Genomic DNA, 19,530 nt, shown 5'->3' with positions numbered 1-19,530 from the left:
CGCCGTACCGGCGCGACGACCGCCCAACGGTCCGCGTCCCCGTGGTCATGCCGCTGGTCGAGGTCGAGGTCGACGTGAAGGGCTTCCTGACGGTCGCTCTCGACCACGAGCCCTACTCCGCCGACGGATCGCTCACCCGCGACGACCTCCAACGAATACTCGACGAGATCGCCGCCGACCTGGGGACCGCCGTACGGGTCGAGGTCCACGAAACCGACGGGAACGCCTTCACCGACATCGTCACTCCTGCCCGTCCACGCCAGGGCATTGTCAAGCCTGTGCGCGAGGCGGCGACCACGATCGTCGACGTGACCGGCGGCGGGTTCCTGGCAGGCGAGGAAGTCGCTGTCGCCGTAGTGGTCGCCCACCAGGTCGCGAGCATTGACGGCTCTGCCCGCCTACGCCTGCCACCCGCGCTGCTCGAAGCTCACCCGGGTCTGGTGGTGTTCATGGGGAAGCGGTCCGGAACCGTCATGGTCAGCGCCAGTGCTGATGGTGGTGCGGCGTGAACCCTCGCGGGCAGGGAGTCGACGACGACCTGGTCAACCTCGGCCTCATCCTCATCGCCGCCGTCGGCGTGATCGCCGCGATCCTGCGACTCGCCGGGTCGGCCGCGGCATGGGTGTCAGGGGCCTCGCAACCGAACGGGGGCTGGGAGGCCGGCTTCCGAGTTCTCACCCACCCCGGCGACCCAGCCACCGCGCTCGGTGCCGACGGGCTCGCAGCTTGGGTCTACTGGCTTGTCCTGCTGCACATGGTCACCGCGGTCATCGCCAGCGCCCTTGTCCTGTGGCGACGGATCGGCGCGATGCGCTACACGACATCGCACGACCCTCGCCGCCTTGCCGGAGTGGCAACCGGGCGCGACGTACGCGCCGTCGCCTCGCAGAAAGCCCTGCTCGCTCGTGGCCGAACGCTGCGACCGTCCCTCGACAAGCCGGAGCCCTGCGACGTCGGCTACCTCCTCGGGCGCTCGCGGGGTCAGGGCGTCTGGGCGTCGGTCGAGGACTCGATCCTGGTGCTGGGACCGCCCCGCTCGGGCAAGGGCCTCCACGTCGTCATCAACGCGATCCTCGACGCCCCCGGCGCGGTCATCACCACCGCCACCCGACCCGACAACATCGCAGCCACCCTCACCGCTCGCCAGGAGCTCGGACCGGTCGCTGTCTTCGACCCTCAACGGCTTGCCGAGGGTCTACCGGCCGGCCTTCGCTGGTCACCCGTGCGCGGCTGCCAAGACCCACTCACCGCGATGATCCGAGCCACCGGCCTGGCGTCCGCAACCGGCTTGTCGACCGGCGGGGTCGAGTCCGGCGGCTTCTGGGAAGGCAAGACCCGCACAGCCCTCCAGGCGCTGCTCCATGCGGCTGCCCTCGACAATCGCAGTCCCCGCGAGCTATTCGGGTGGACGCTGTCGCCGTCTGCGGCGGCCGACGCGGTGGCGATCTTGTCGAGCAACCACAAGGCTGCAGCCGGCTGGGCCGACTCGTTGGAGTCGATGATCCACTCCGACCCCCGCACCCGCGACTCGATCTGGATGGGCGTCTCCCTCGCCCTGACCTGCCTCGCCGACCCACGAGTCCTCGACGCCGTGTCCCCGAACCCCGGCGAGCACTTCGACCCTGTCGACTTCCTCACCAGCAACGGCACCCTCTACCTCCTCGCCACCGGCGCAGGAGCTGGCGCCTCCTGGTCACTCGTCGCAGCCTTCATCGAGGACCTCGTCGAGGCCGCCCGCCACCTCGCGGCCGCATCACCCGGCGCACGCATGGACCCACCGCTACTCCTGGCACTCGACGAGATCGGCAACCTCTCGCCGCTGCCGTCCCTGCCGGTCCTCATGGCCGAGGGCGGCGGCACCGGGATCACCACGATGCCCGTGCTCCAGTCCCTCTCCCAGGCCCGCGACAAGTGGGGCGACCACGCGGCCGGCGCCATCTGGGACGCCTCCATCGTCAAAATCATCCTCGGTGGCACCTCATCGGCGAAGGACCTCCAAGACCTCTCAGCCCTCATCGGGGAGCGCGACGAGAAGACCGACACCGTCTCCGTCGGCGACTACGGCTCCCGCTCACTCCAACGATCCGTACGCCGAGTGCCGGTGATGCCGCCCGGGGTGATCCGCACGCTGCCGTTCGGCACCGCGTTGGTCCTGCTTCGCAGCGCTCCACCGCTGGTCACCGACTTGCGCCCCTGGACAGCTCGCAACAACGTCGAGCAACTCCGTGATGATCGCGCAGCCGTCGAATCCGCTCTTCGTCGCAGATAGCACCGCGATGCCATCTGCGATGAAGACGTCCCCGCCCGGTACCGGCTATGGCGCGAGGTCGATACGCATGGCGCGTAGTGACTCCGGATCGGCGTGCACTCCCCGCTTGCGCAGCAGTTCCAGCATGTCCTCTTGGCGGGGTTGACCGAAGGTCAATCGGTAGAGGGCAACGTCCTGTTTGATCCGGTCGTACCTCGCTTCGTCGCTGCTCAGGAGAAAGGGCGCGACGTGGCGCTCGATCTTGTGAGTCCCCGGGTAAACCCAACCGGGCGTGAAGTCGCCGAACTCGGACTGATACTCAGTCGCTGTCTCGAAGAGACGGTCCCAGGGATTCCCCGGTTCCCACGTCGAGAGCACGGCTGCACCGTGCCTCTCCGCGACGTTCTTGCGGACTGCGTGACCGCGGTACCGATCCACGCGCCCCTCTCGCTGCTCGAAATCGACGGGGTTTGCAGGGGTGTTCCAGTGGAAGATCGCGTGGCACCACCAGTGGAAGTCGATCCCCTCCTGTCCGACCGACGTCGAAGCGAGAACCAGTGGCCAGAACGGGCTGTTGAACGAACGACGAACCTCGGGCTGGCGTACGTCCTCGGACTCGTGCTGCCGGCCTCCGTACCGCAGTGCGAACCTCGGTGAGAACGCCAGGTCCTGTTCAAGGTTCACCGGATCCTTGGCTCGGTATGTCGACCCGCGCAACCCGATCGCTGCACTTGCCTCTGCGGCTATCCCGAACAGAATTTCGTCATTGATGACCTTGCCCTGAACATCTGCCGCGAGGTGGTGGAGGTACTCGTCCAGAGCTGCTTCGAGATTCCCTGCCGCACAGTAGGCGAGTGCTTGACGCCAGAACGGCGCGTCACCGGCGACGGCGAGCTTCTCGACCAGCTTGATGGTGTCGGGTCGGTTGAAGAGGCTGCGGAGCCCATTAGCGAGGAGAGCGGCCGCTCGGAACAAGCCCATCGGGGTGGTTGCGTCCGCGGCCGCGGCGATGCGCCCGATCACTCGGTACGCGATGTTCCCGGGCGAGAAGAGGGCCACTTCGGACAGGACGTCCGCAGTGTCCCCGTCGATCGAGACCGGCCCGCCGGCGAGAGCCTCGGCTGCCAACTCGACGTGCCGCGCCAGACCCGTGGCGTCGACCGGCTCGTCGTCTTCGTCTGAGTTCGATCCGCCTTCCAACGCCGCAGTTACGCCAGGAACAGACGCGGGGGCGTCCTCGGAAATCGGCCAGTTTCCCGGGATCGCGAAGGCGGCCCTCCAGTGACTGTCACGCAGGTCCGCATCCCCGGTCTCGTCGGAGTCTCCGGTCGACCGCCTGCCGGTGGACCACATGCGCTCAACGGTGTCCCGCACAAGTTCCCGGATCGCGTCACTCCCAGCCGGCTGGCCACCTCGGGATGCAAGGACGAGAAGCGGGTCGGCTATCGACGCGAGCTCCGGCATGGGCCAGTGAAGGAGCAGGGTGGACATCTTCGCAGGGGTTCCGGAACGGAGGCTGTACTGAAGGTGGCGCGCCAAGCGCTTTCGGCTGGCAGGCGTGTACTGGGTGTAGTTCGTTCCCTCGGCGGTGCGACGTTCGGCCTCGTAGCTAAGGATGCTTGCTACGGACGAGGGAGTGGCTGTCCATGACGAGAAGACCAATCGCTTAGTCATCGCCTGCGCACCGGGTTGAGCAAAAGGACCAGCCGGCTCGATGTATGGCAACGACGGCGGCACCCAGAGCAGTTGCCACCAACCCCTCTCCAGGGTGTCCCGGACCAGCGCGCGAATACGGGCGTTACCGGGATCGAGCGCTCGAAACGACGTGATCTGGCGGGCGTCGATGCGCTGGGTCGCCTGGAGCGCCGCGAGGAGTTCCGGGTCGTCGGACGCACTGTCGATGCGCTCGCCGAGCTTGTAGCCGTCGCAGAAGTTGATGAAGTAGGGCGCGGACTTCCAATACTCCGGGGTGACAAGCCCGCGGTCGCGTTCTAGTTCGACATGCCGGGAAACGTCTCGCAGCCGCGCGTAGCCGACAAGGTCCGCCGCTGCCACGTCGTCGGCAGTCTTCCTGTGTTCAGCAAGCATCGAGCCTTCTGGGAGCACCGGGCGCTCCGCTCGGCTCATCAGCTTCAGAAGATTGTGCCGCAGGTCCTTGACGACGCCATCGGGCGCGGTCCCCGAAACGACCGCAGCACGGTAAGCGGCCAGGAGTGCCTTGATGTCGGCGACGTGAACGTCATGGCGACCCTTCGCGAGGAAGCCGAGCGTCGCGAAGAGGTCCTTGGCATGATCTTCCTCGCGTTCCTCCGCGTAGGTGAACGGCTTGTAGGGAGTTGCCGACAGCAGTAGCACCTTCGCAGCGTCGTGCTCGAAGAGGTAGTGAGCAAGTTCGCCCGCGGGATTGTCGTCCTTCAGTAGGTGCTTGAAGCGCTGGAACTCGTCGAGGATGACGAGATCCGGTTCAAGGGTCTCCACGCTCGCGCGGGCAAGCGCCGAGCGAAGGCTACGAACGAGCGCAAGCTGATCCTCGTGGTACTCCGCGGGGACGTATTGCTTCCGCCCCACCGCATCGACGAGCTCAACGAACTTGAATGCCAGGGATGACTTGCCACCGCGGCTGATTCCCGCGGAGAATTCCTTACGGATACGGGGATCGAATCCGTCCTGTTCAAGCTCTCGACGCAGTTCCGCGACGCGATCCCAGAAGCGCTCCATCGTCCTGACGCCGCCCTGCAAGATCCGGAGGGCGGCCTTCCACTCCCAGCCGTTGAGGTCGTAGATCTCACTGAGTGCCAGGAGGATCATGGCGCGTTCCCTGGCCATTCCGAGGCTGTGTCCCATGTCGAACGACGTGCCCGGCGTGAACGAGACCAGATTGACGGGCTTGAGTCCGCCCTTGGCGCGAGTGTTCAGGCGTGCGCTGTGAGCTGCCAGCATCGTGAGCCTGCTTGAGAACGGGAGTTCCGGACGGCCCGTGACATTGAGACGCTTGATGTTCTGCTGGGCCAGGTCTGCGTTGGCGCAGACGTAGACCACGTCGATTCGTTTCACCGAATCGACGTTCTGGAGGTGCTCAATCGCCTTGGCAATCACGCCTTGGGCGACACGAGTCTTGCCCAACCCTGTCTCGTCAGCGACGAGGAAGCGTTGCGCCTGGGCAGGCCCGTAGAACTGATCAAAGACGTGATCCACTGATCGTCGCTGAAACGCGGTGAGATCCCGCAGGTGGGGAGCAGCGTTGTAAACCGTCATCGCGTCTTCGCCAGAGCCTTCCGTGCCTCTTGAACCGTTCCCCACAGCTCGTCGAGTCCGTCGGGGAGAACGTCGCGTCCGGCTTCCGTCGCCTGAAGTCGACGGATCAGACGGTCGAGATCGTCAATAGCTGCAGGGCTGTCGGCGAGAGCGCGGAGAACGAGCTCCAAGACACCGGGGCCACCAGTCAACGGGTTGAAGCCGCCGGACCCGCTTCCGTCCCCACGGGCCAAGGCTGCGAGGAGGGCTGGGTCGCCCAGACTTAGGAGGAGATACAGGAAGCGGAGGAACTTCTCAGGCGTGTCGATCTGGCGCGCCAGCACCACGTCGAGTCTGTCGGCCGGATCACCAACCAAATCCGCCACGAGCACCGTTCCACCCGTTAGGCCGCTCGGTGTTGTGACTCGTACGACGAGGAAGGGCGTGAGGTCGGCCGTTTCCACCAGCGCGAACGTGTCGTCGAGTGCGGCGTTCGCCCCCACCACACGAACGGCGCCAGGTGACGTGAGTAGCTCGATGGTCGCCTTCCAGTCAGCTATCAGCGGATATCCCTTCTCCGCAGTCACCCGAACGTCGTGGCGCGGCTCTCCGTCACCAGCGGTCGCGACGACCGTCACGGTGTGGGCGATCTCAGAGATCGCGCGAAGGGTGTTGTCGAGGTCCTTCTGCTCGTCCTCCTGCGGATCCGGCTTCGCGCCGCCGACTGGCTCATAGCTCTCGAGCAGGGTCCGGAATGGCGCATCGCTTCCTAGGAAGGCATCGATGCCGAGGTGCTTGCGGGGTCCCTCGAACTCGACGCAGAACTCGACGTTCGTCCTCAATGCTGCGTCAGTTGCGTTCGCGGAACCGATGACAAGTCGCGCTCGGTGGGCCCTGCCGTGCGGCTCGATGACGTACATCTTCGCGTGCAGGTGTCCGAGGAGCCCCTGGGCCGGGCCGTCGGCGGGCTTGTCCTCACCATCGGGCTCGTCGCGGAAGCCGGCGAGTGTGTCGATGATGAAGGCGTCGAGTCGTTCGATCGTCTCGGGACTCAGCTTCTCCAGCTCCTCCTGACGCGAGAGGATGGCAATCGGTCCGTCAGGCCGGATCAGGTCGAGGCCGTTGTCGTTCACGAATGGCGAGACGACGAGGTGGCGCGCGCCGGAGAAGTCGATCGCCCCCTCCCGCCCGTGGTCGAGGTAGTGGAACGTGATGCTCTCGACCGCTTCTGGGTACTCCCATTCGACGTGGCCGGCCTCGGTCGCCAGCGATTCGACACGAGCCGTCCGTTCGGGGTCGAGCGGCCGGATCGTGCGGCCGGGCAGGCTGCGAAGGAACGCTTGGAGCGGTCGGTTCTCCGGCACCAGTCTGCCATTGACGCTGGCGGAGTCCAGTCGTACGGCGAGGTCCCAGGAGGCGTCGGTCGTGAGGTTTCTTGTCAGCACCAGGAGGCGGTACGCCGGCTGCTGTTCATCGTCGACGTATTTCACGAACCAGACCTTGGGGTGGAAGAGACCTCCGCTGGGGCGACGCACCTCGTGGACCATCGGCTCAAGGAACGCAAGAAGATCGGGCGCTTTGCCGGGGACCCCGATGCTGCCTCCCTGGCAGAACACGTCGAGGCGGCGCGCGGTTCTGCGAACGGACTCCAAGGCCGCCACAGGGTCAGGGATGCGACCAGAGAACGAATACGAGCTGAAGGCAAGGGCCGGGATGAGCGTCGCCGTCAGGTCGAGCGTGAACGTTGTTGCCACCGCACCCTCGAATGTGAAGCCCGTGTGAGGCTTCAGCTCGCGCAGCAAGACGGCGCGACTGTCAGGAGCCAGCATCGCGACCCAAACCCTTCACGATGTCGTTCACGATGACCCGGACCGTCCCCCACCGGTAGGCCAACTGGCCGGTGCCAGACGCCCCTGACCACGTTGCAAGCATCCTCGGGTTCAGCAGCCGTGATTGTTTGCCCTTGCGCTCCTCGCGTGCTCGCACCGACTGGCGGAGCTCCCGGTTATCGGCTACCTCGACAGAAGCACCGCTTCGAATCGCGCCGACCCACATCTCAGCGAACATTTGAGCGCGCATATCAATCCGCGGGTTCATCGCTAGCACGAGTTCCCACATGCGTTGGATGTTCCATTGCTGAAGAGCGTCGATATTGGGAGCGACAAAATCCTCGACCCAGTCATCGATCTGATCGCGGTAGTAGCCCGCGGCGTCTTCGATCCTGTTCAGGTTGGGGTCCGCGTCATACAACTCGCCGATAAGAAGGTTGTAGAGCAGGGATGCACCGCGGAGCACCCCGCTGAACCAGTAGGCATGGTCGAGAGCCTCGAACTGGTTGCGATCGACGACATCCCACGCGAACCTCGTGCCGTCTGCAATGGCGAGCCGCCGTTCCAGGAAGTGCGCGAAGACCGACTCCGGAGCGGCTGCGACGATCCGGTCCCGGAGCCATTCGGCCTCCCCTAGTTCGAGGTCGAATCCGCCGGGCACAGCCTTCGGGAAGTCTGGAGGCGGTTCCGGCAGACCTGCATCCCAATCCGCAAAGATGCGAGCACTGAGTTCGGTCGAGCCGTCTCCGGACCCAGTTCTGGCCAGAAGGCCGAGGTCGTTGTCATGGGTCAAGATGTCGTAGCGGCGAAGGCCTGACCAGTAGATGGTCGATGGCAGGTTCTTGATGCTCGGCCCCTTCCGTCGGCCGATCAGTCCCACGGCGTCCTCAAAGTTGGAGTCGAGAAGCGTCTTGATGAGCTCTCGCTCCTGCCGCTCGCCGCGGATCACTACCTCGCGTCCGCGAGCCTGTGCAGCCTTGCCGTAGCTGTAGCACCACGGAACAAAGAGGAAGTACCTCGCTCGGGTCTGGATGACGGAGGTTCCCGGGAAGAGAAGATCGCTGAAGGCATCCCGTATCTGGCCGATGCCGAGTTCGTCGCGACCCTCCTGTTGGGTGAACAGGCTGATGAGCTCCCTGGCAGCACGCTGCTCTTCGGGAGTCGAGTCAAGCCAGGCGATCAACGATGCCATCGCTGCCGGACCTCGTCGTCGTCGCGCGGACGATCTTTCGGCGCCTCTGTGACGCCGTCGGACGTGAGGATCACTCGGACATCTCCCCGTCGCCGACCATATTGAAGATCCGCACCTTGCCAAGTGCGCCCTGCAAGACGGTGATGAGCCCATCGTCACCGAGTGCCGTCACATTAGGAACGTCGTCTGCCTGGAGGACCTCGACGCCGTATGGCCCGAGGTCGTCAACGGTGTGCGCGCACGAGCGCACGAGCTCGATCACGCTCAGTGGGAAGTCAAAGGTAGAGCTGATGGCCTCGTCGTCTCCCTGCAGGACGACCTCAAGCGAGGTCTCGTCTCGGTCGGCGTCCCAGACTTCCTCGACGGCGACGGGCCTCGCGAAAAGGAACATCAGGAGGGTTTCGACATCACCGATTTCATCGATGTCCACGACGTCCAGCAACTGCTCGGTGTCGTCAACAACGGTGGTGAATCGGGTGTCTGTCACGCATTGATTCTCCCAGAGCTGTCCGACAGAAATGGGTCATTTGCCCTCGCGGGGGATTGCACGGCGCGTTTGAGAGGTCGCGCCGCACACCTGATTCCTGACAGCGGTTGCCATCCCGGCACCGCCCGACGTCAGGAGACAGACGATGACGATTCCCACCCAGATGAGCCTGCACGGGTTCATCGCCACCGCGCCCGAACTCACGTTCACCGGCAAGGGGCACGCCAGGTTCTTCTGCCGGGTCGGCATCGAGCAGCACCGCAAGGAGGTTGACGGGTCGTTCACCAGGCTCGACCCCGTCTTCTGCGACATGGTCCTGTTCGACCGCGCGGCCGAGCGGGCCTACCCGCGGTTCAAGCCGGGCGACCAGATCGTCGCTTCCGGCTACATCCACGAGTACGAGCAGGAGCGACCCGGCGGTCCCAGCGAGATCCGTGAGCAGTTCGTCGCCCGCCAGATCGGACACGACTGCGCCCGCACCCGCTACGTCGTCGACCGCAACCCGGCCAAGCAGCCCGACCCGCCGACCAACGAGATGAACATGGTCAACGAGCCGGCGCAGGTCGCCGGCATCTGAGGGCCAGTGCGATGAGCACCGACGTCGAGTCGGGCCAGCAGACGCTGGAGTTCGAGGGCGGCGACTCGTTCGAGGAGTTCGGCGGTCCCGAGGCTCTGTTCGGGACCGCTGACTTCGACGATGAGCGGCCGTTGCGCCCGATCGACTGGAACACCCTGACCGCGGACGAAGCACTCGTCGAGTGGGCGGACCTCGACAAGTTCGTGAAGTGGCTGCGCCTCTCCTACGGGCTCCCGCCGGCCGTAGTCCCGCCGTTGTGGCATCGCCACGATGAGCTGATCTGGGAGCTTTCCGCGCTCCACACGGCCAGGGTCAATGCCTACGACCCCGAAGCCTCACCCTCTGCTCCGCTGGCGTGGCATCGCGAGTTCCGCGAGTGTCAGCAGCGGCTCCGGGAGTGGGTCTCGCTCAGCGGCACCCGGCTGGACCGCGACCGACCGACGAGGCAGACCGGGTGGCCAGGAGAACCGCCGTACGAGCCTGCAGTCGAGGTCGAGATCGTCGACCGCGACGCCGACTTCGCGGCGTTCGTGGCCGAGGACATCGCCGCACGTCGAGCGATCGAGGCCGCACTCGGGTTCGCCTCGTAGTCGCCCGCCTCGCCGTACACATCTGCTCCCCACACCCGGTTGTCCACAGCCACGCCACCTCGTGCTCGGCGTACCCGCCGGCGGGCTCGACGGTGAAGGGCACGCCACTTCTCGAAAGGACTCCCCCATGCTGCTCGCCCACGCGGTGACCCTCGCGGAAGCCCGCTCCTACGTCGCCGCCCTGGCCGACGCCGCGCTCACGACGGATGCGTCGATCGAGTACGACCGCGTGCTGCTCCAGATCGACTTCATCCACGGCGACTTCATCCCCGGCATCAGCCCGGTCCCGGTCACCAACCGCGACGTCCTCTTCGAGGTCGCCGAGTCGGCCATCGAGGACCTCGTCAGGCACGGCATCGACTCGCTGACTGTCGAGCTCGTCATCGACATGCTGTGGGCCGCCCGAGAACTGGATGCGCCCTGATGTACGGCGAGACCAGCGGCATGCTCCGAGAGGCCCTGGGGGAACTGCTGCGCCAGCACCGCATCCAGCACCGCATCGGCGGCGCCGGCCTGCACACCGTCCCCGAGACCACGACTCCCGAGGAGCGGAAGGTGATCGGTGAGCAGATCACGCGCTACCGCTACGCCGTACTCGTCTGGAGCCACCAGGCGATGCGTGCCGCCAACCCGCGCATCAACCTCGAAGGCAGCACCGGCCGCACCCGTGGCCCTGCCGAGGAACTGCGCTATCGCCTGGTTGCCACTCTCGGCGCGATCGAGGTCAACCTGCCGACGATGGACGAGCTGGTCACCGAGCAGCCGTTCGCGCTCGTCGACACTTGGCGTCAGGCGGCGCGTGCCTGCGTACTCGGCGAGCACGACTTCGCCAACGGCGTCGGGTACGGCCGTCTGTCCGAAGCCCAGTGCCTGACCGTCCTCAAGGACGCGGCGGACGTGGTGCGTGCGGTCGTCAGCCTCGACCGTCGCTATGCCAACATCCCCGGTTGGCAGCCACTCAAGGAGCCGGGCCGCCTTGGACGTGCGGCCGAGACCTGCGTGACATGGGCGGGATACGGCGAGCCGGACTACACCGTCGACCTTCGCGGATGGCGGCCCGAACCAACGCTGATCGAAGGACCCGGACTGCCCGGGATCACCGGCGTGCTCCAGGCCCAGCACAACCTGCTCATCCACCTCGCAACGTTCCCCACCGCCCACAACCTGCGTGTCGTGCTCGACTCCCAACGCATCGTCTCCCGCGAGACCGCCCGCCGACTCCAGACCGTCGACCCCACTGTCGCGGTCCGGTGGGAGCGGCGTGCTGAGACCTACGGGCGACTCGTCCACGAGACCCGTGACCTCGGCGGCATGGTCGGCAACGGCGGACCCGCCGCCGGTCAGGGCTCGGTCGCGGCAGCCCGCATGGAGAAGCTCGACCGCGGCGGACTCTCAGACGCCCCGCAGGTCCGACGGCTCCAGCGGGTCAGCGCGGGCGTCGACGACCGGATCTGCAACGTCATCGAGCACGGCGTCGCCCAGCGCCTCTACTTCCAGCGAATCAACGTCCCCGGACTCGACGACCACAACGACGGACTCGTCCGCGTCAACCGGCAGAAGTTCCTGCCTATCACCTCCCTGGTGCAGACCGAGCTGCTCGCAATCGTGCGCAGCGACCTGCGGCCCACACCTATCCAACGAAAGGCGCCGAGAGGTGCAGCGCAAAGCCGCCTCGACTTCGAGGCCGCGCTGCACCACCGGCCACCACCGAGAGGAGCGAGCCCAGATGTCCCGTCGATCTGACACCCCATCTACCGCGAGCAGCGGCGACAAGGAGATGCCCTTGGCACTCGTCGTCCCGCTACCCCAAGACCCCTTCCTCAACACCGAGGACGCCTGCGGCTATCTCGGCGTCCCGAAGGCCACGCTCCTGACCTGGCGCGTACGACGACCCGGCTATGGCCCACGCGCAGTGAAGGCTGGCGGCAGGCTCAAGTACCGCTTGTCCGAGCTCGACCGGTGGCTCCGGGACCACGAGGAGTCGTTCGCACTCGACGACGACAACGAAGGCGCCGACTCCGCCTCGGACGGCGGCAGGGAGGTTCGCACCCGTAACCGTGCAAACCGCGTGCGGGGCGGTGCCCTCCGCACAGCGCAACCCTGACGGGGATCAGACACACGAAAGGAACGAGAAGTGGCCCGACAGAAGTTGGTGGTCGGCACCTACGGCGACATCAACTGCACACAACGTGCCAACGGGACGTGGTTGGCGCGCGCTCGCTACTGCGACGTGGACGGAGTCGTCCGCGAGTACCGCAAGAGCGGTCAGACCAAGAACAAGGCGCGAGCCAACCTCAAAGCGTTCTTCGTCGAGCACACCGGCACATTCGGCGACGGTGCCATCGCCCCCGACGACACGGTCCAGGAACTGCTCGACCTCTGGTTCGCCAAGATGGCGAAGGCAGGCAGCCCGACGCCAACTACGCTGGCGGCCTACCGGTACCACCTCCGATGGGTGCTCGACACCGACAAGACCGAGCATCCACTCGGGGCCTACCAGTTGCGGCACGTTCGTCCGGTGATCATCCAGGCGGCACTGGACAGCGCCGGAGTATCAGCTGACATGCGCAAGAAGATTCGCAGCGTCCTAGTGAGGGCCTTCAACCTTGCGGTCTTCCATGAGGCGCTGAACGGCAACCCCGCCTCGGCCGTCCCCTCTGTCCCAGTGCCCCGGGTCAAGAAGAAGTCCATTCCCGTCGAGGACCTGGATGCCGTGCGTGCCGCCATCCGGGAGTGGGCCAACGCCGAACGGCGCAACGGACCCAAGAGTGTCGACCTCCCGGACATCGTGGACCTGCTGATCGCCACGGGCATGCGGATCGGCGAAGTGCTCGCGTTGCGCTGGTCCGACATCGAGCTGACTCCCCCGCCGGCACGCCGCGACGACGAGACCTGGTTCCCGTGGCTGATGGTCAACGGCCAGATCACATCGAAGGGAAAGCGGGTCGACTATGGCAAGACCGATGCCGCGATCCGCCCCATCGCACTCCCCGATTGGGCCGTAGCCATCCTGCGCCGACGCAAGCTGGAGCAGCCACCGAACGACATCGACGCGGTCTTCGCCAGCCGCAACGGAACCTGGCACTTCCCCGGCAACGTCCAGAGTCGGCTGTGGCACATTCGTCAGCTCGATGAGTACGCCGACATTGCCGCGCTCCGCGACGTCTCACCGCACTCCTTTCGTCGGACGGTGGCGACCGAGATCGACGAGGTCTACGACGCCGACGCCGCAAAGGACCAACTCGGCCACACGTCCACGACGGTCACCGAGCGGCACTACATCAACCGCCGACTCGTGGTGCCGGACTACCGCGCCGCGACGGAGCGGCTCGCTCCTCGGACTGAGCCCACCGACGATCCCGCGATCGAGCTCTGAGAGCCCCCAGGCCACTCCGCACTGCGAGAGCCCGGCCTCGCACTGCGCAGCGGCCTACAATGGCGTGCCCTACATCCTCCGGAAACTCCGGGGCTATTCAGGCAGGAGGTTCGATCGGACGACCTAGGATGCCAAGGCTGCAGTCGTCCTTCGTGGCGTTACGGATCCTGGTCTCGAGAAGACGTCGCAACTGCTTCTTGTAGGTCGGGTACCTCAAGCGCCTGCGCGGCGCTTCACTGACCACCTTGATCATCTTCAGGCATGCGGGTGCGAGTTGCTGCGCGCGATGGTCGAACAGGCTGTTGGCCGGTCCATCACTCATCAAGATGAAGCCCGACACTCCCTCGAGCGACCCTCGGAGAAGGCGCATGGACGCCACAGCGCCTGACGACCTCACGAAGGTGGTCTCGTTAGCGAACTCGGGCCTACCCCTCGTTGATCACGGCACGGGCTCGATCGCCACCGCGTTACCAATGCTCAAAGATAGAGCCCGGTACTCACCGCAGCCGACGGCGTGTCGTCAGCCCTGTCGTCCTCGGAGTCGCTGCTGAATGGGCGGCGGCCATCGAACCGCTCCGCGAGAATCGAGCCGAAGTAGTCGCTGGCCACGGCGACGTGCTCAGTGATCTGCCGGAAGTCGTCGGTGCGGAGCGTCATCCCCAGGTGCTCGGCCTCGATGAGGACGCGATCGTCGATGACGAAGCAACGGCAGAAGTTGAGCTTCGTGTTGACCTCGTTGATCAGCTCGTAGAGCTCCGAGGTCGCCGTGATGTGAGAGACGACGTGGGAGAAGACGCGCACGATGGGCTGCTCCTCCGATCCGGTGACGCGAACGAAGTAGACGGCGTCGCGGAACCGGACCGGGTAGTCGCCGTCATCGTCGGGCATGGCCTTCTCCACGCCGACGACGCGTTCGATGAGGCTCTCGATGTGGGACGTCACAATCTCGAGCGCCAGTCCCGCTCGCTCCGGTCGGGGGGATAAGGGTCGGAGAGGTGGCGGAGCGACGCGATTCCGAAGCGTGGTCGGGGTCGGCGTCGAAGGCACGTGACCGATCTGGTGCCGGTCCATGGATGGCCCGCTGGCTACCGACCCCAGCAGAGTCGAAGGATTCACCGCCATGCCAACCTCCCGACGATCCAGAGGAAGCCCAGGTAGATGATGCCCTTCACGGGGTTCGAGATGACCATGATGATCCAGTCACCGATGGACCCGACGATGCTGAGGGCGAAGCCGCTGGTGATGCCCGAGAAGCCCCTGTTGATCCACACGTACTGGATCGCCCACCAGATGATCGGCCAGGCTAGGAAGAGGAGCAGGGCGGAGCGGGCGGCCGCGAGCCGCCGCTGACGCGTGGTGAAGCGATCGACACCTCCGTTCGGCCGGATGAGACGAAGCCGGTGAGTTGGGACGTTGGCATGCGCCGTCCCGAAGCCGCTGTCGAACTGGACGTCGGCGCGCGAGGTGATCCATCCGGTGGACACTCCGGTCACAACGCCCTTGGTGCCAGCCTTGATGGTGGTGCCACCGAGCATGCCGAGGTTGATGTCGGTGTCGACCTTGACCCAGTCGCCGTCCCTGACGCTGCCCCACATCATGGCCGGATCCTCAGCTTGGGGAGCTTCGGGTCGGCGGGCCGCACCTCGCCCGGAGTGTTCTTGCGGCTGTTCTCGGTGTCGAGGCCGTCCCGCATCTGGTCACACTTGCGGTCGTTGTCCCTCTCGGTGGCGTCGGCACCCTGCTCGACGGTCTGCTGCTGCCGGTACTTCTGGTAGTCGTCGGGCGTCTTGACCGACAGCATCTCGTTGGCGCCCACGGCCAGGCCGAGGACAGCGGCGCCGATGGCCAGGTTCTCCTTCCAGTTCATGGTGATCAGGCCTCCGTGTGGATGACGGTGACCACCCGCCGGTTCGCGGCCTTCTCAGCGTCGGTCTTCGGGTCGGGGTAGACGGGGTCGGCGGCCCCCTTGCCGATGACGCTGATGCGGTTCTCGTCGACATCGTGGTCGACGAGCCAGTCCTTGACGGTGGTGGCCCGCTGCAGGCTGAGACCGGCGCCGGTGCCGGTGCCGGTGGGGTTGACGTGGCCGGTGATCACGATCTTCCCAGCGTTCTTGTTGGCGAGGTTGAGCAGCTCTCCGAGGGCCGGAGCGCTCGGGTCGAGGAGGTCCGCGCTGTCGGCAGCGAAGAGGACGTCGGAGGCAAGGGTGGCGGTGACCTCGGTCTTGGTCTGCTCGACCTTGATCTGGCTCGTGTCCGCGGAAGCGACCGGGGTCGTGGAAGGGAAGGCCGCGAGGTGGTCCTCCCAGGCAACCAGCGCGCCGCCGCACTTGTGGGCGTAGCGGATCCAGAAGTCCTTGAGCTGGGCGGCCATGACGTCGCTGAGCCCGGTCGACGGGGAGACGCCGTAGATGCGCCAGTTCTCACACGAGGGGACGATTCCCTTCGCGGCGAGGGTGTTGATCGCGGCGACGGGGTCGGCGAGGGTCTTGGGGTCGCTGAGGTCGATGCCGCCGCCGCGGGCGGCCAGGGGGGTGAGGAGGACGACGTCGACGGGCAGCTTGGACGGGTTGTGAGACAGGTTCCCGGCGAGGGCGTTGAGCGCGTCGAAGACGTTGGGCGTGGGCGCGCTCTTGCCCTTCGTGAGGGTGTCGAGCGCCTCGTCGACCTTGGCGGCCTTGCAGTTGAGGTCGTTGGTGCGGGCCAGGTTGTTGTTGCCCTCGCCCTCCAAGACGACGTTGGCGAGCAGGTTGGGGGCGTCGGCGCTGCCCGAGATCCCGTTGACGATGATGCGCGCCTTGGCCGTCTTCGCAGCGGCGACAACCACGCCGGTGTCCTGGGCGTAGGACGCGAGCGCATCACCCTCAGTGCCGAGGATCGCGATGGTGGGAGTGTCGGGCGTGATGTTCGGCTGCGGGAGCGGCTCGCAGTTGGCCGCGCTGCCAGCGAACGTAGGCACGTTCGACCCCGTCCCGGCCGCGGTGTCGCTGCAGCCGGCCAGCGTGACGGCCAGGGTGAGCGCGCCGGCGATGCCGGTGATGCGGGTGATGATGGACATGGCCTTCCTTCTTCCTGTCAGGGGGCGGTGGGGGTTGCAGTCCCGAGCTGGAGGCCGATGGCGTCGGCGCACAGCTCGGCGATCGTGGTGGCGATGTTCCGCACGGTGAGGTCGCCGATGCGGGTGACCGATCCGAAGGGCACGGCCCGCCAGTCGTCCTCCATCGCATCGGTGCAGCCGTGGAGGGGGTCGATCAAGACGAGGTGGACGGAGTCGGGCGGGAGCGCGTTCACGGCGCTGTAGGTGGAGGAGGTGACGGCCTCAATGCCGTCGGTCGGCACCCAATACACGCGGATGGTGTGGTCCGGCAGGCGGGACGTGCGCTGCTCCGCGAGGCGAAGGGCCGCCGGGAGGTCGTTGCCGCCGAGGTTGACGCGGGCACGGATCGCGGCCTTGAGCGCCTTGATGTCCTTCTTGACCGACAGCGGGCCGACGGCCAGGTGCCCGGCCGGGCTGGTGCCCCACGGGATGACCCCGGCCGTGCCCCCTCCGTAGCGACGGAGCCACTGGTAGACGGAGACGGAGACGGCGCCGATCACGTCGTTCGGGTCGCCGCCCCACACGCTGAAGGTGGAGCCGGACCAGTCGGGCAGGGTCTCGAAGTGCAGGTACCGCACACGGGCCCGGATGTCGGCGGGGTCCGCCCCGGTGAGGGCCGGTAGGGCGACCGGCTGCGCGAGGGGCTGCGGCCGCGGCGGCCCCGGGAGGTGATGGCCGCTAGACAGGGGGCGGACCTTGTGGAGGCGGTGGGTGCCGCCGACGGGGCGGCACCCACCATCGCTGGTCACGCGACGTCCTCGGTCGTGTCGTCCCCGGCGACCGGCTCCGTCTCGAGAACCGGGTGAAGCGGCCTCTCCGCCGCCGTCTGCGCGGAGTTCTGCGGATCGGTCTCGTCGTCGGACGCGGTGCCGAGGAGGATCTCATCCTCGAGGTCGGGGAGGTTGAGCTTGTTGATCTCGATCTGGTCGATCCGGGCGCGCAGGACATCGAGCTTGATCCGGGTCTGCTCCAGCGCGTCCATCACCGGCTGGGTGCTGACCTTCTCGAACTCCGGGAGCGGGGTGATGCCGGTGATCCGGGCGAGCAGCTCCCCGGCGGCGTACTCGCGGGGAGCCTTGTGCTCGGCGAAGAGCTGCTCCTGGGCAGGCTCCAACTGGGACAAGAGGTAGCGACGCTTGTAGGCGGCGGCCTGGATGCGGGCGTTGGCGGCGTCGGTGTTGACGTGGTGTCCCGAGCTGGCGAGGATCGCGTCGCGATGGTCGATGGCGGCGTTGATGCGGCTGCCCGTCGTGTTCAGCGTCTCGATGGCCGTGTCGCGCTTGGCCTCCGCCGCAGTCGCCTTCTTGTCGGCGGTCGCCCAGTTCTTGGCCTCGGGGTTGGCGTGGTGGAAGCCCAAGGCGATGGCGGCGAGAAGGATGACGAGCTGGATGGAGAAGAACGCCAGCCCGCCGGCGTCGGACCCGAGAGCCGCGAGGTACTCCGACCTGATGTGACTGAGGGCAGCCAGGCCGGCGAGAGCTCCGAGGAGGCAGACGGCCAGCCAGACGAAGTCGAAGGGCGCCGGCTTCGACAGCCGGTCGCGGTCAGTCTCGTTGGCGATGCGGCGGTCGTTCAAGGCCTGCTCGATGCGACGGAGGCGGTCACCGACGCCGTCGCCGAGAACGACGAGAGCGAACACCGACGAGAAGGCGGCCAGGTGGAGGTCGTCGGTGAAGGCGAGTCCCGGGATCCACGGGCGGTCGGAGAGTCCGAGAACCTGGTAGCCGAGGGTGATGAGGCCCCAGTCGCCGACGAACAGCCCGACCAGTGCAGCGACCAGCAAGAAGAACCCCCACCTCGACGGGATCGGCAGGCCCTTCGCCTTCATCCTGGCCAGCTGGAGGATGCGGTGGCGCTCGACGGCCTCGTACGCGCTGTTCGCGTGGAGCGCCGCCGCCAGGTCAGCGGCGAACTTGAGCCTCTGCTCCTCCAGGTCCCCGTCGACCGCGTCGATATCACCACGGGCATCGTGAGCGATCACCCCCGTGGCGGCGTCGTGACCATCCACGAGGCCGTCGACCGCGTGGGGGTGGGAGTTCACTCCGACGACGGTGGGATCGAGGACGCCGGCCTGACCGTCCTCGACCGCCTTCCTCTCCACGTCGGGCTCGGAGAGCCCGGTGTTGTAGGCGCCGGAGCGGGAGGTCGCCAACGAGGGCGACTTCATGGTGCGCAGGGCGGCGGCCACCTGCGGGGCGGGCTTGCGGCGCCCGCTGGACGTGGTTCCCATCAGTTCTCCTAGACGTTCTAGTGGGCGGACTCGAACCCGGCCCGCCGGAGCTGGGCGAGGCTGTTCTTGATGGATCGGTGGTCGCTGGGCGTCCCTGCCAGCCCGGCGACGACCACGCCCTCGCGCTCGACGAGGAAGTGGCCGCGCCGGGTTGCACGGACGTGGAACCCCTGGTTCTTGAGCTCCTTGCAGAGCTTCCGGATGTCCTTCTGCTTCACTGCTTGCCTCCTGGTTCTCCAAGTCGGGCCTGGGATGCCCTTCCTTACGTGGGCCGATCGTGCGCACCTGCTGCGTGACCGCACATCAGCCATCGCGTGACAGGACGCTCGTGTTCGTGTCACACGGGCGGGAGACCGTTGGCCGGGCGCCCGCCGATGACTCAGGCCTGGCTGCGCCGCCACGCCGTCGCCGTCACGCGACCAGCCAGCAAGACCGCGCTCGCAGCCTGCTTGGTCGGCTCCACGGCACGGGCGATGTCGCCCGTCGCAGCGCGCCAGGCGTCACCAACCGCGGGATCCTGCAGAATGCGGAGTGTGATGCGCCCGAGGAGCGCGAGCCGACGGAGGGTCGTGAGGGACAGAGCGCCGGGCTGGTGGCCGGGAAGGCGCAAGAGAGCGCGCTCGGGACAGATGGGGGAACTGGTGGACGCGGTGGTCAGATTCATGACTCGG

The 19,530-nt window shown here is 66.6% G+C and carries 20 protein-coding genes and 1 pseudogene; 8 read left to right on the top strand and 13 right to left on the bottom strand.

What is annotated here, in order from left to right; translation table 11 throughout:
• Positions 1–41 precede the first annotated feature (41 nt).
• Positions 42–509 carry a hypothetical protein gene (locus tag QQZ14_RS15470; RefSeq protein WP_284535246.1) on the top strand — a complete coding sequence of 156 codons (468 nt, stop codon included), beginning with the start codon at positions 42–44 and terminating at the stop codon, positions 507–509.
• Positions 506–2,269 carry a type IV secretory system conjugative DNA transfer family protein gene (locus QQZ14_RS15465; RefSeq protein WP_284535245.1) on the top strand — a complete coding sequence of 588 codons (1,764 nt, stop codon included), beginning with the start codon at positions 506–508 and terminating at the stop codon, positions 2,267–2,269. The genes QQZ14_RS15470 and QQZ14_RS15465 overlap by 4 nt, the downstream gene beginning before the upstream one ends.
• A 45-nt stretch (positions 2,270–2,314) precedes the next feature.
• Here QQZ14_RS15465 and QQZ14_RS15460 read toward each other — a convergent pair whose 3' ends face one another.
• The 4 genes from QQZ14_RS15460 to QQZ14_RS15445 all read right to left on the bottom strand — a co-directional run bounded on the left by QQZ14_RS15460 (position 2,315) and on the right by QQZ14_RS15445 (position 8,990).
• A complete protein-coding gene (locus QQZ14_RS15460; RefSeq protein WP_284535244.1) occupies positions 2,315–5,503 on the bottom strand; it encodes a hypothetical protein in 3,189 nt (1,062 codons plus the stop codon).
• Positions 5,500–7,284: a phospholipase D family protein gene (locus tag QQZ14_RS15455; protein WP_284535243.1), complete on the bottom strand. Its 1,785-nt coding sequence runs from the start codon at positions 7,282–7,284 to the stop codon at positions 5,500–5,502. Before QQZ14_RS15455 ends, QQZ14_RS15460 begins: the two co-directional genes overlap by 4 nt.
• Before the next feature lie 13 nt (positions 7,285–7,297).
• Complete coding sequence (locus tag QQZ14_RS15450; RefSeq protein WP_284535242.1) at positions 7,298–8,503, bottom strand: DUF6361 family protein; 1,206 nt, start codon at positions 8,501–8,503, stop codon at positions 7,298–7,300.
• Between the two features lie 70 nt (positions 8,504–8,573).
• Complete coding sequence (locus tag QQZ14_RS15445; protein ID WP_284535241.1) at positions 8,574–8,990, bottom strand: hypothetical protein; 417 nt, start codon at positions 8,988–8,990, stop codon at positions 8,574–8,576.
• 145 nt (positions 8,991–9,135) lie between these two features.
• On the opposite strand from QQZ14_RS15445, the gene QQZ14_RS15440 reads away from it, so the two are divergent.
• The 6 genes from QQZ14_RS15440 to QQZ14_RS15415 all read left to right on the top strand — a co-directional run bounded on the left by QQZ14_RS15440 (position 9,136) and on the right by QQZ14_RS15415 (position 13,533).
• Positions 9,136–9,567 carry a single-stranded DNA-binding protein gene (locus QQZ14_RS15440; RefSeq protein WP_284535240.1) on the top strand — a complete coding sequence of 144 codons (432 nt, stop codon included), beginning with the start codon at positions 9,136–9,138 and terminating at the stop codon, positions 9,565–9,567.
• A gap of 11 nt (positions 9,568–9,578) precedes the next feature.
• On the top strand, positions 9,579–10,157 hold the full coding sequence (locus tag QQZ14_RS15435) for a hypothetical protein (protein ID WP_284535239.1): 579 nt from the start codon (positions 9,579–9,581) through the stop codon (positions 10,155–10,157).
• A gap of 127 nt (positions 10,158–10,284) precedes the next feature.
• A complete protein-coding gene (locus tag QQZ14_RS15430; RefSeq protein ID WP_284535238.1) occupies positions 10,285–10,581 on the top strand; it encodes a hypothetical protein in 297 nt (98 codons plus the stop codon).
• Positions 10,581–11,900, top strand: coding sequence for a hypothetical protein (locus QQZ14_RS15425; RefSeq protein ID WP_284535237.1), 1,320 nt, complete (start codon positions 10,581–10,583; stop codon positions 11,898–11,900). Before QQZ14_RS15430 ends, QQZ14_RS15425 begins: the two co-directional genes overlap by 1 nt.
• Positions 11,901–11,940: 40 nt before the next feature.
• Positions 11,941–12,261 carry a helix-turn-helix transcriptional regulator gene (locus QQZ14_RS15420; protein WP_284535236.1) on the top strand — a complete coding sequence of 107 codons (321 nt, stop codon included), beginning with the start codon at positions 11,941–11,943 and terminating at the stop codon, positions 12,259–12,261.
• Between the two features lie 30 nt (positions 12,262–12,291).
• On the top strand, positions 12,292–13,533 hold the full coding sequence (locus QQZ14_RS15415; protein ID WP_284535234.1) for a tyrosine-type recombinase/integrase: 1,242 nt from the start codon (positions 12,292–12,294) through the stop codon (positions 13,531–13,533).
• Positions 13,534–13,630: 97 nt separating this feature from the next.
• Here QQZ14_RS15415 and QQZ14_RS15410 read toward each other — a convergent pair.
• From QQZ14_RS15410 to QQZ14_RS15370, 9 genes and pseudogenes are all read right to left on the bottom strand, one after another.
• Positions 13,631–13,951: pseudogene (locus tag QQZ14_RS15410) on the bottom strand (protein phosphatase 2C domain-containing protein); the annotation flags it as partial.
• Positions 13,952–14,010: 59 nt separating this feature from the next.
• The gene (locus tag QQZ14_RS15405; protein WP_284535230.1) at positions 14,011–14,475 is read right to left on the bottom strand and encodes a T3SS (YopN, CesT) and YbjN peptide-binding chaperone 1; all 465 of its coding nucleotides are present in this window, start codon (positions 14,473–14,475) and stop codon (positions 14,011–14,013) included.
• 170 nt (positions 14,476–14,645) lie between these two features.
• Positions 14,646–15,128, bottom strand: coding sequence for a hypothetical protein (locus QQZ14_RS15400; protein ID WP_284535229.1), 483 nt, complete (start codon positions 15,126–15,128; stop codon positions 14,646–14,648).
• A complete protein-coding gene (locus QQZ14_RS15395; RefSeq protein WP_284535228.1) occupies positions 15,128–15,400 on the bottom strand; it encodes a hypothetical protein in 273 nt (90 codons plus the stop codon). Before QQZ14_RS15395 ends, QQZ14_RS15400 begins: the two co-directional genes overlap by 1 nt.
• Positions 15,401–15,405: 5 nt before the next feature.
• On the bottom strand, positions 15,406–16,590 hold the full coding sequence (locus QQZ14_RS15390; protein WP_284535227.1) for an OmpA family protein: 1,185 nt from the start codon (positions 16,588–16,590) through the stop codon (positions 15,406–15,408).
• A gap of 17 nt (positions 16,591–16,607) precedes the next feature.
• Positions 16,608–17,378 (bottom strand): hypothetical protein, encoded by a 771-nt coding sequence (locus QQZ14_RS15385; RefSeq protein ID WP_284535226.1) that lies wholly within the window; start codon positions 17,376–17,378, stop codon positions 16,608–16,610.
• Positions 17,375–18,859 carry a hypothetical protein gene (locus QQZ14_RS15380; RefSeq protein WP_284535225.1) on the bottom strand — a complete coding sequence of 495 codons (1,485 nt, stop codon included), beginning with the start codon at positions 18,857–18,859 and terminating at the stop codon, positions 17,375–17,377. The genes QQZ14_RS15385 and QQZ14_RS15380 overlap by 4 nt, the downstream gene beginning before the upstream one ends.
• Positions 18,860–18,876: 17 nt before the next feature.
• Complete coding sequence (locus tag QQZ14_RS15375) at positions 18,877–19,077, bottom strand: hypothetical protein (RefSeq protein ID WP_284535224.1); 201 nt, start codon at positions 19,075–19,077, stop codon at positions 18,877–18,879.
• Positions 19,078–19,238: 161 nt separating this feature from the next.
• On the bottom strand, positions 19,239–19,523 hold the full coding sequence (locus QQZ14_RS15370) for a hypothetical protein (RefSeq protein ID WP_284535223.1): 285 nt from the start codon (positions 19,521–19,523) through the stop codon (positions 19,239–19,241).
• Between the last annotated feature and the right edge of the window lie 7 nt (positions 19,524–19,530).

The sequence above is a fragment of the Nocardioides sp. T2.26MG-1 genome, assembly GCF_950101795.1.
GTDB lineage: Bacteria > Actinomycetota > Actinomycetes > Propionibacteriales > Nocardioidaceae > Nocardioides.
Note: the sequence above shows the minus strand (reverse complement) of the source record. Positions and strands in the feature narration are given on the sequence as shown.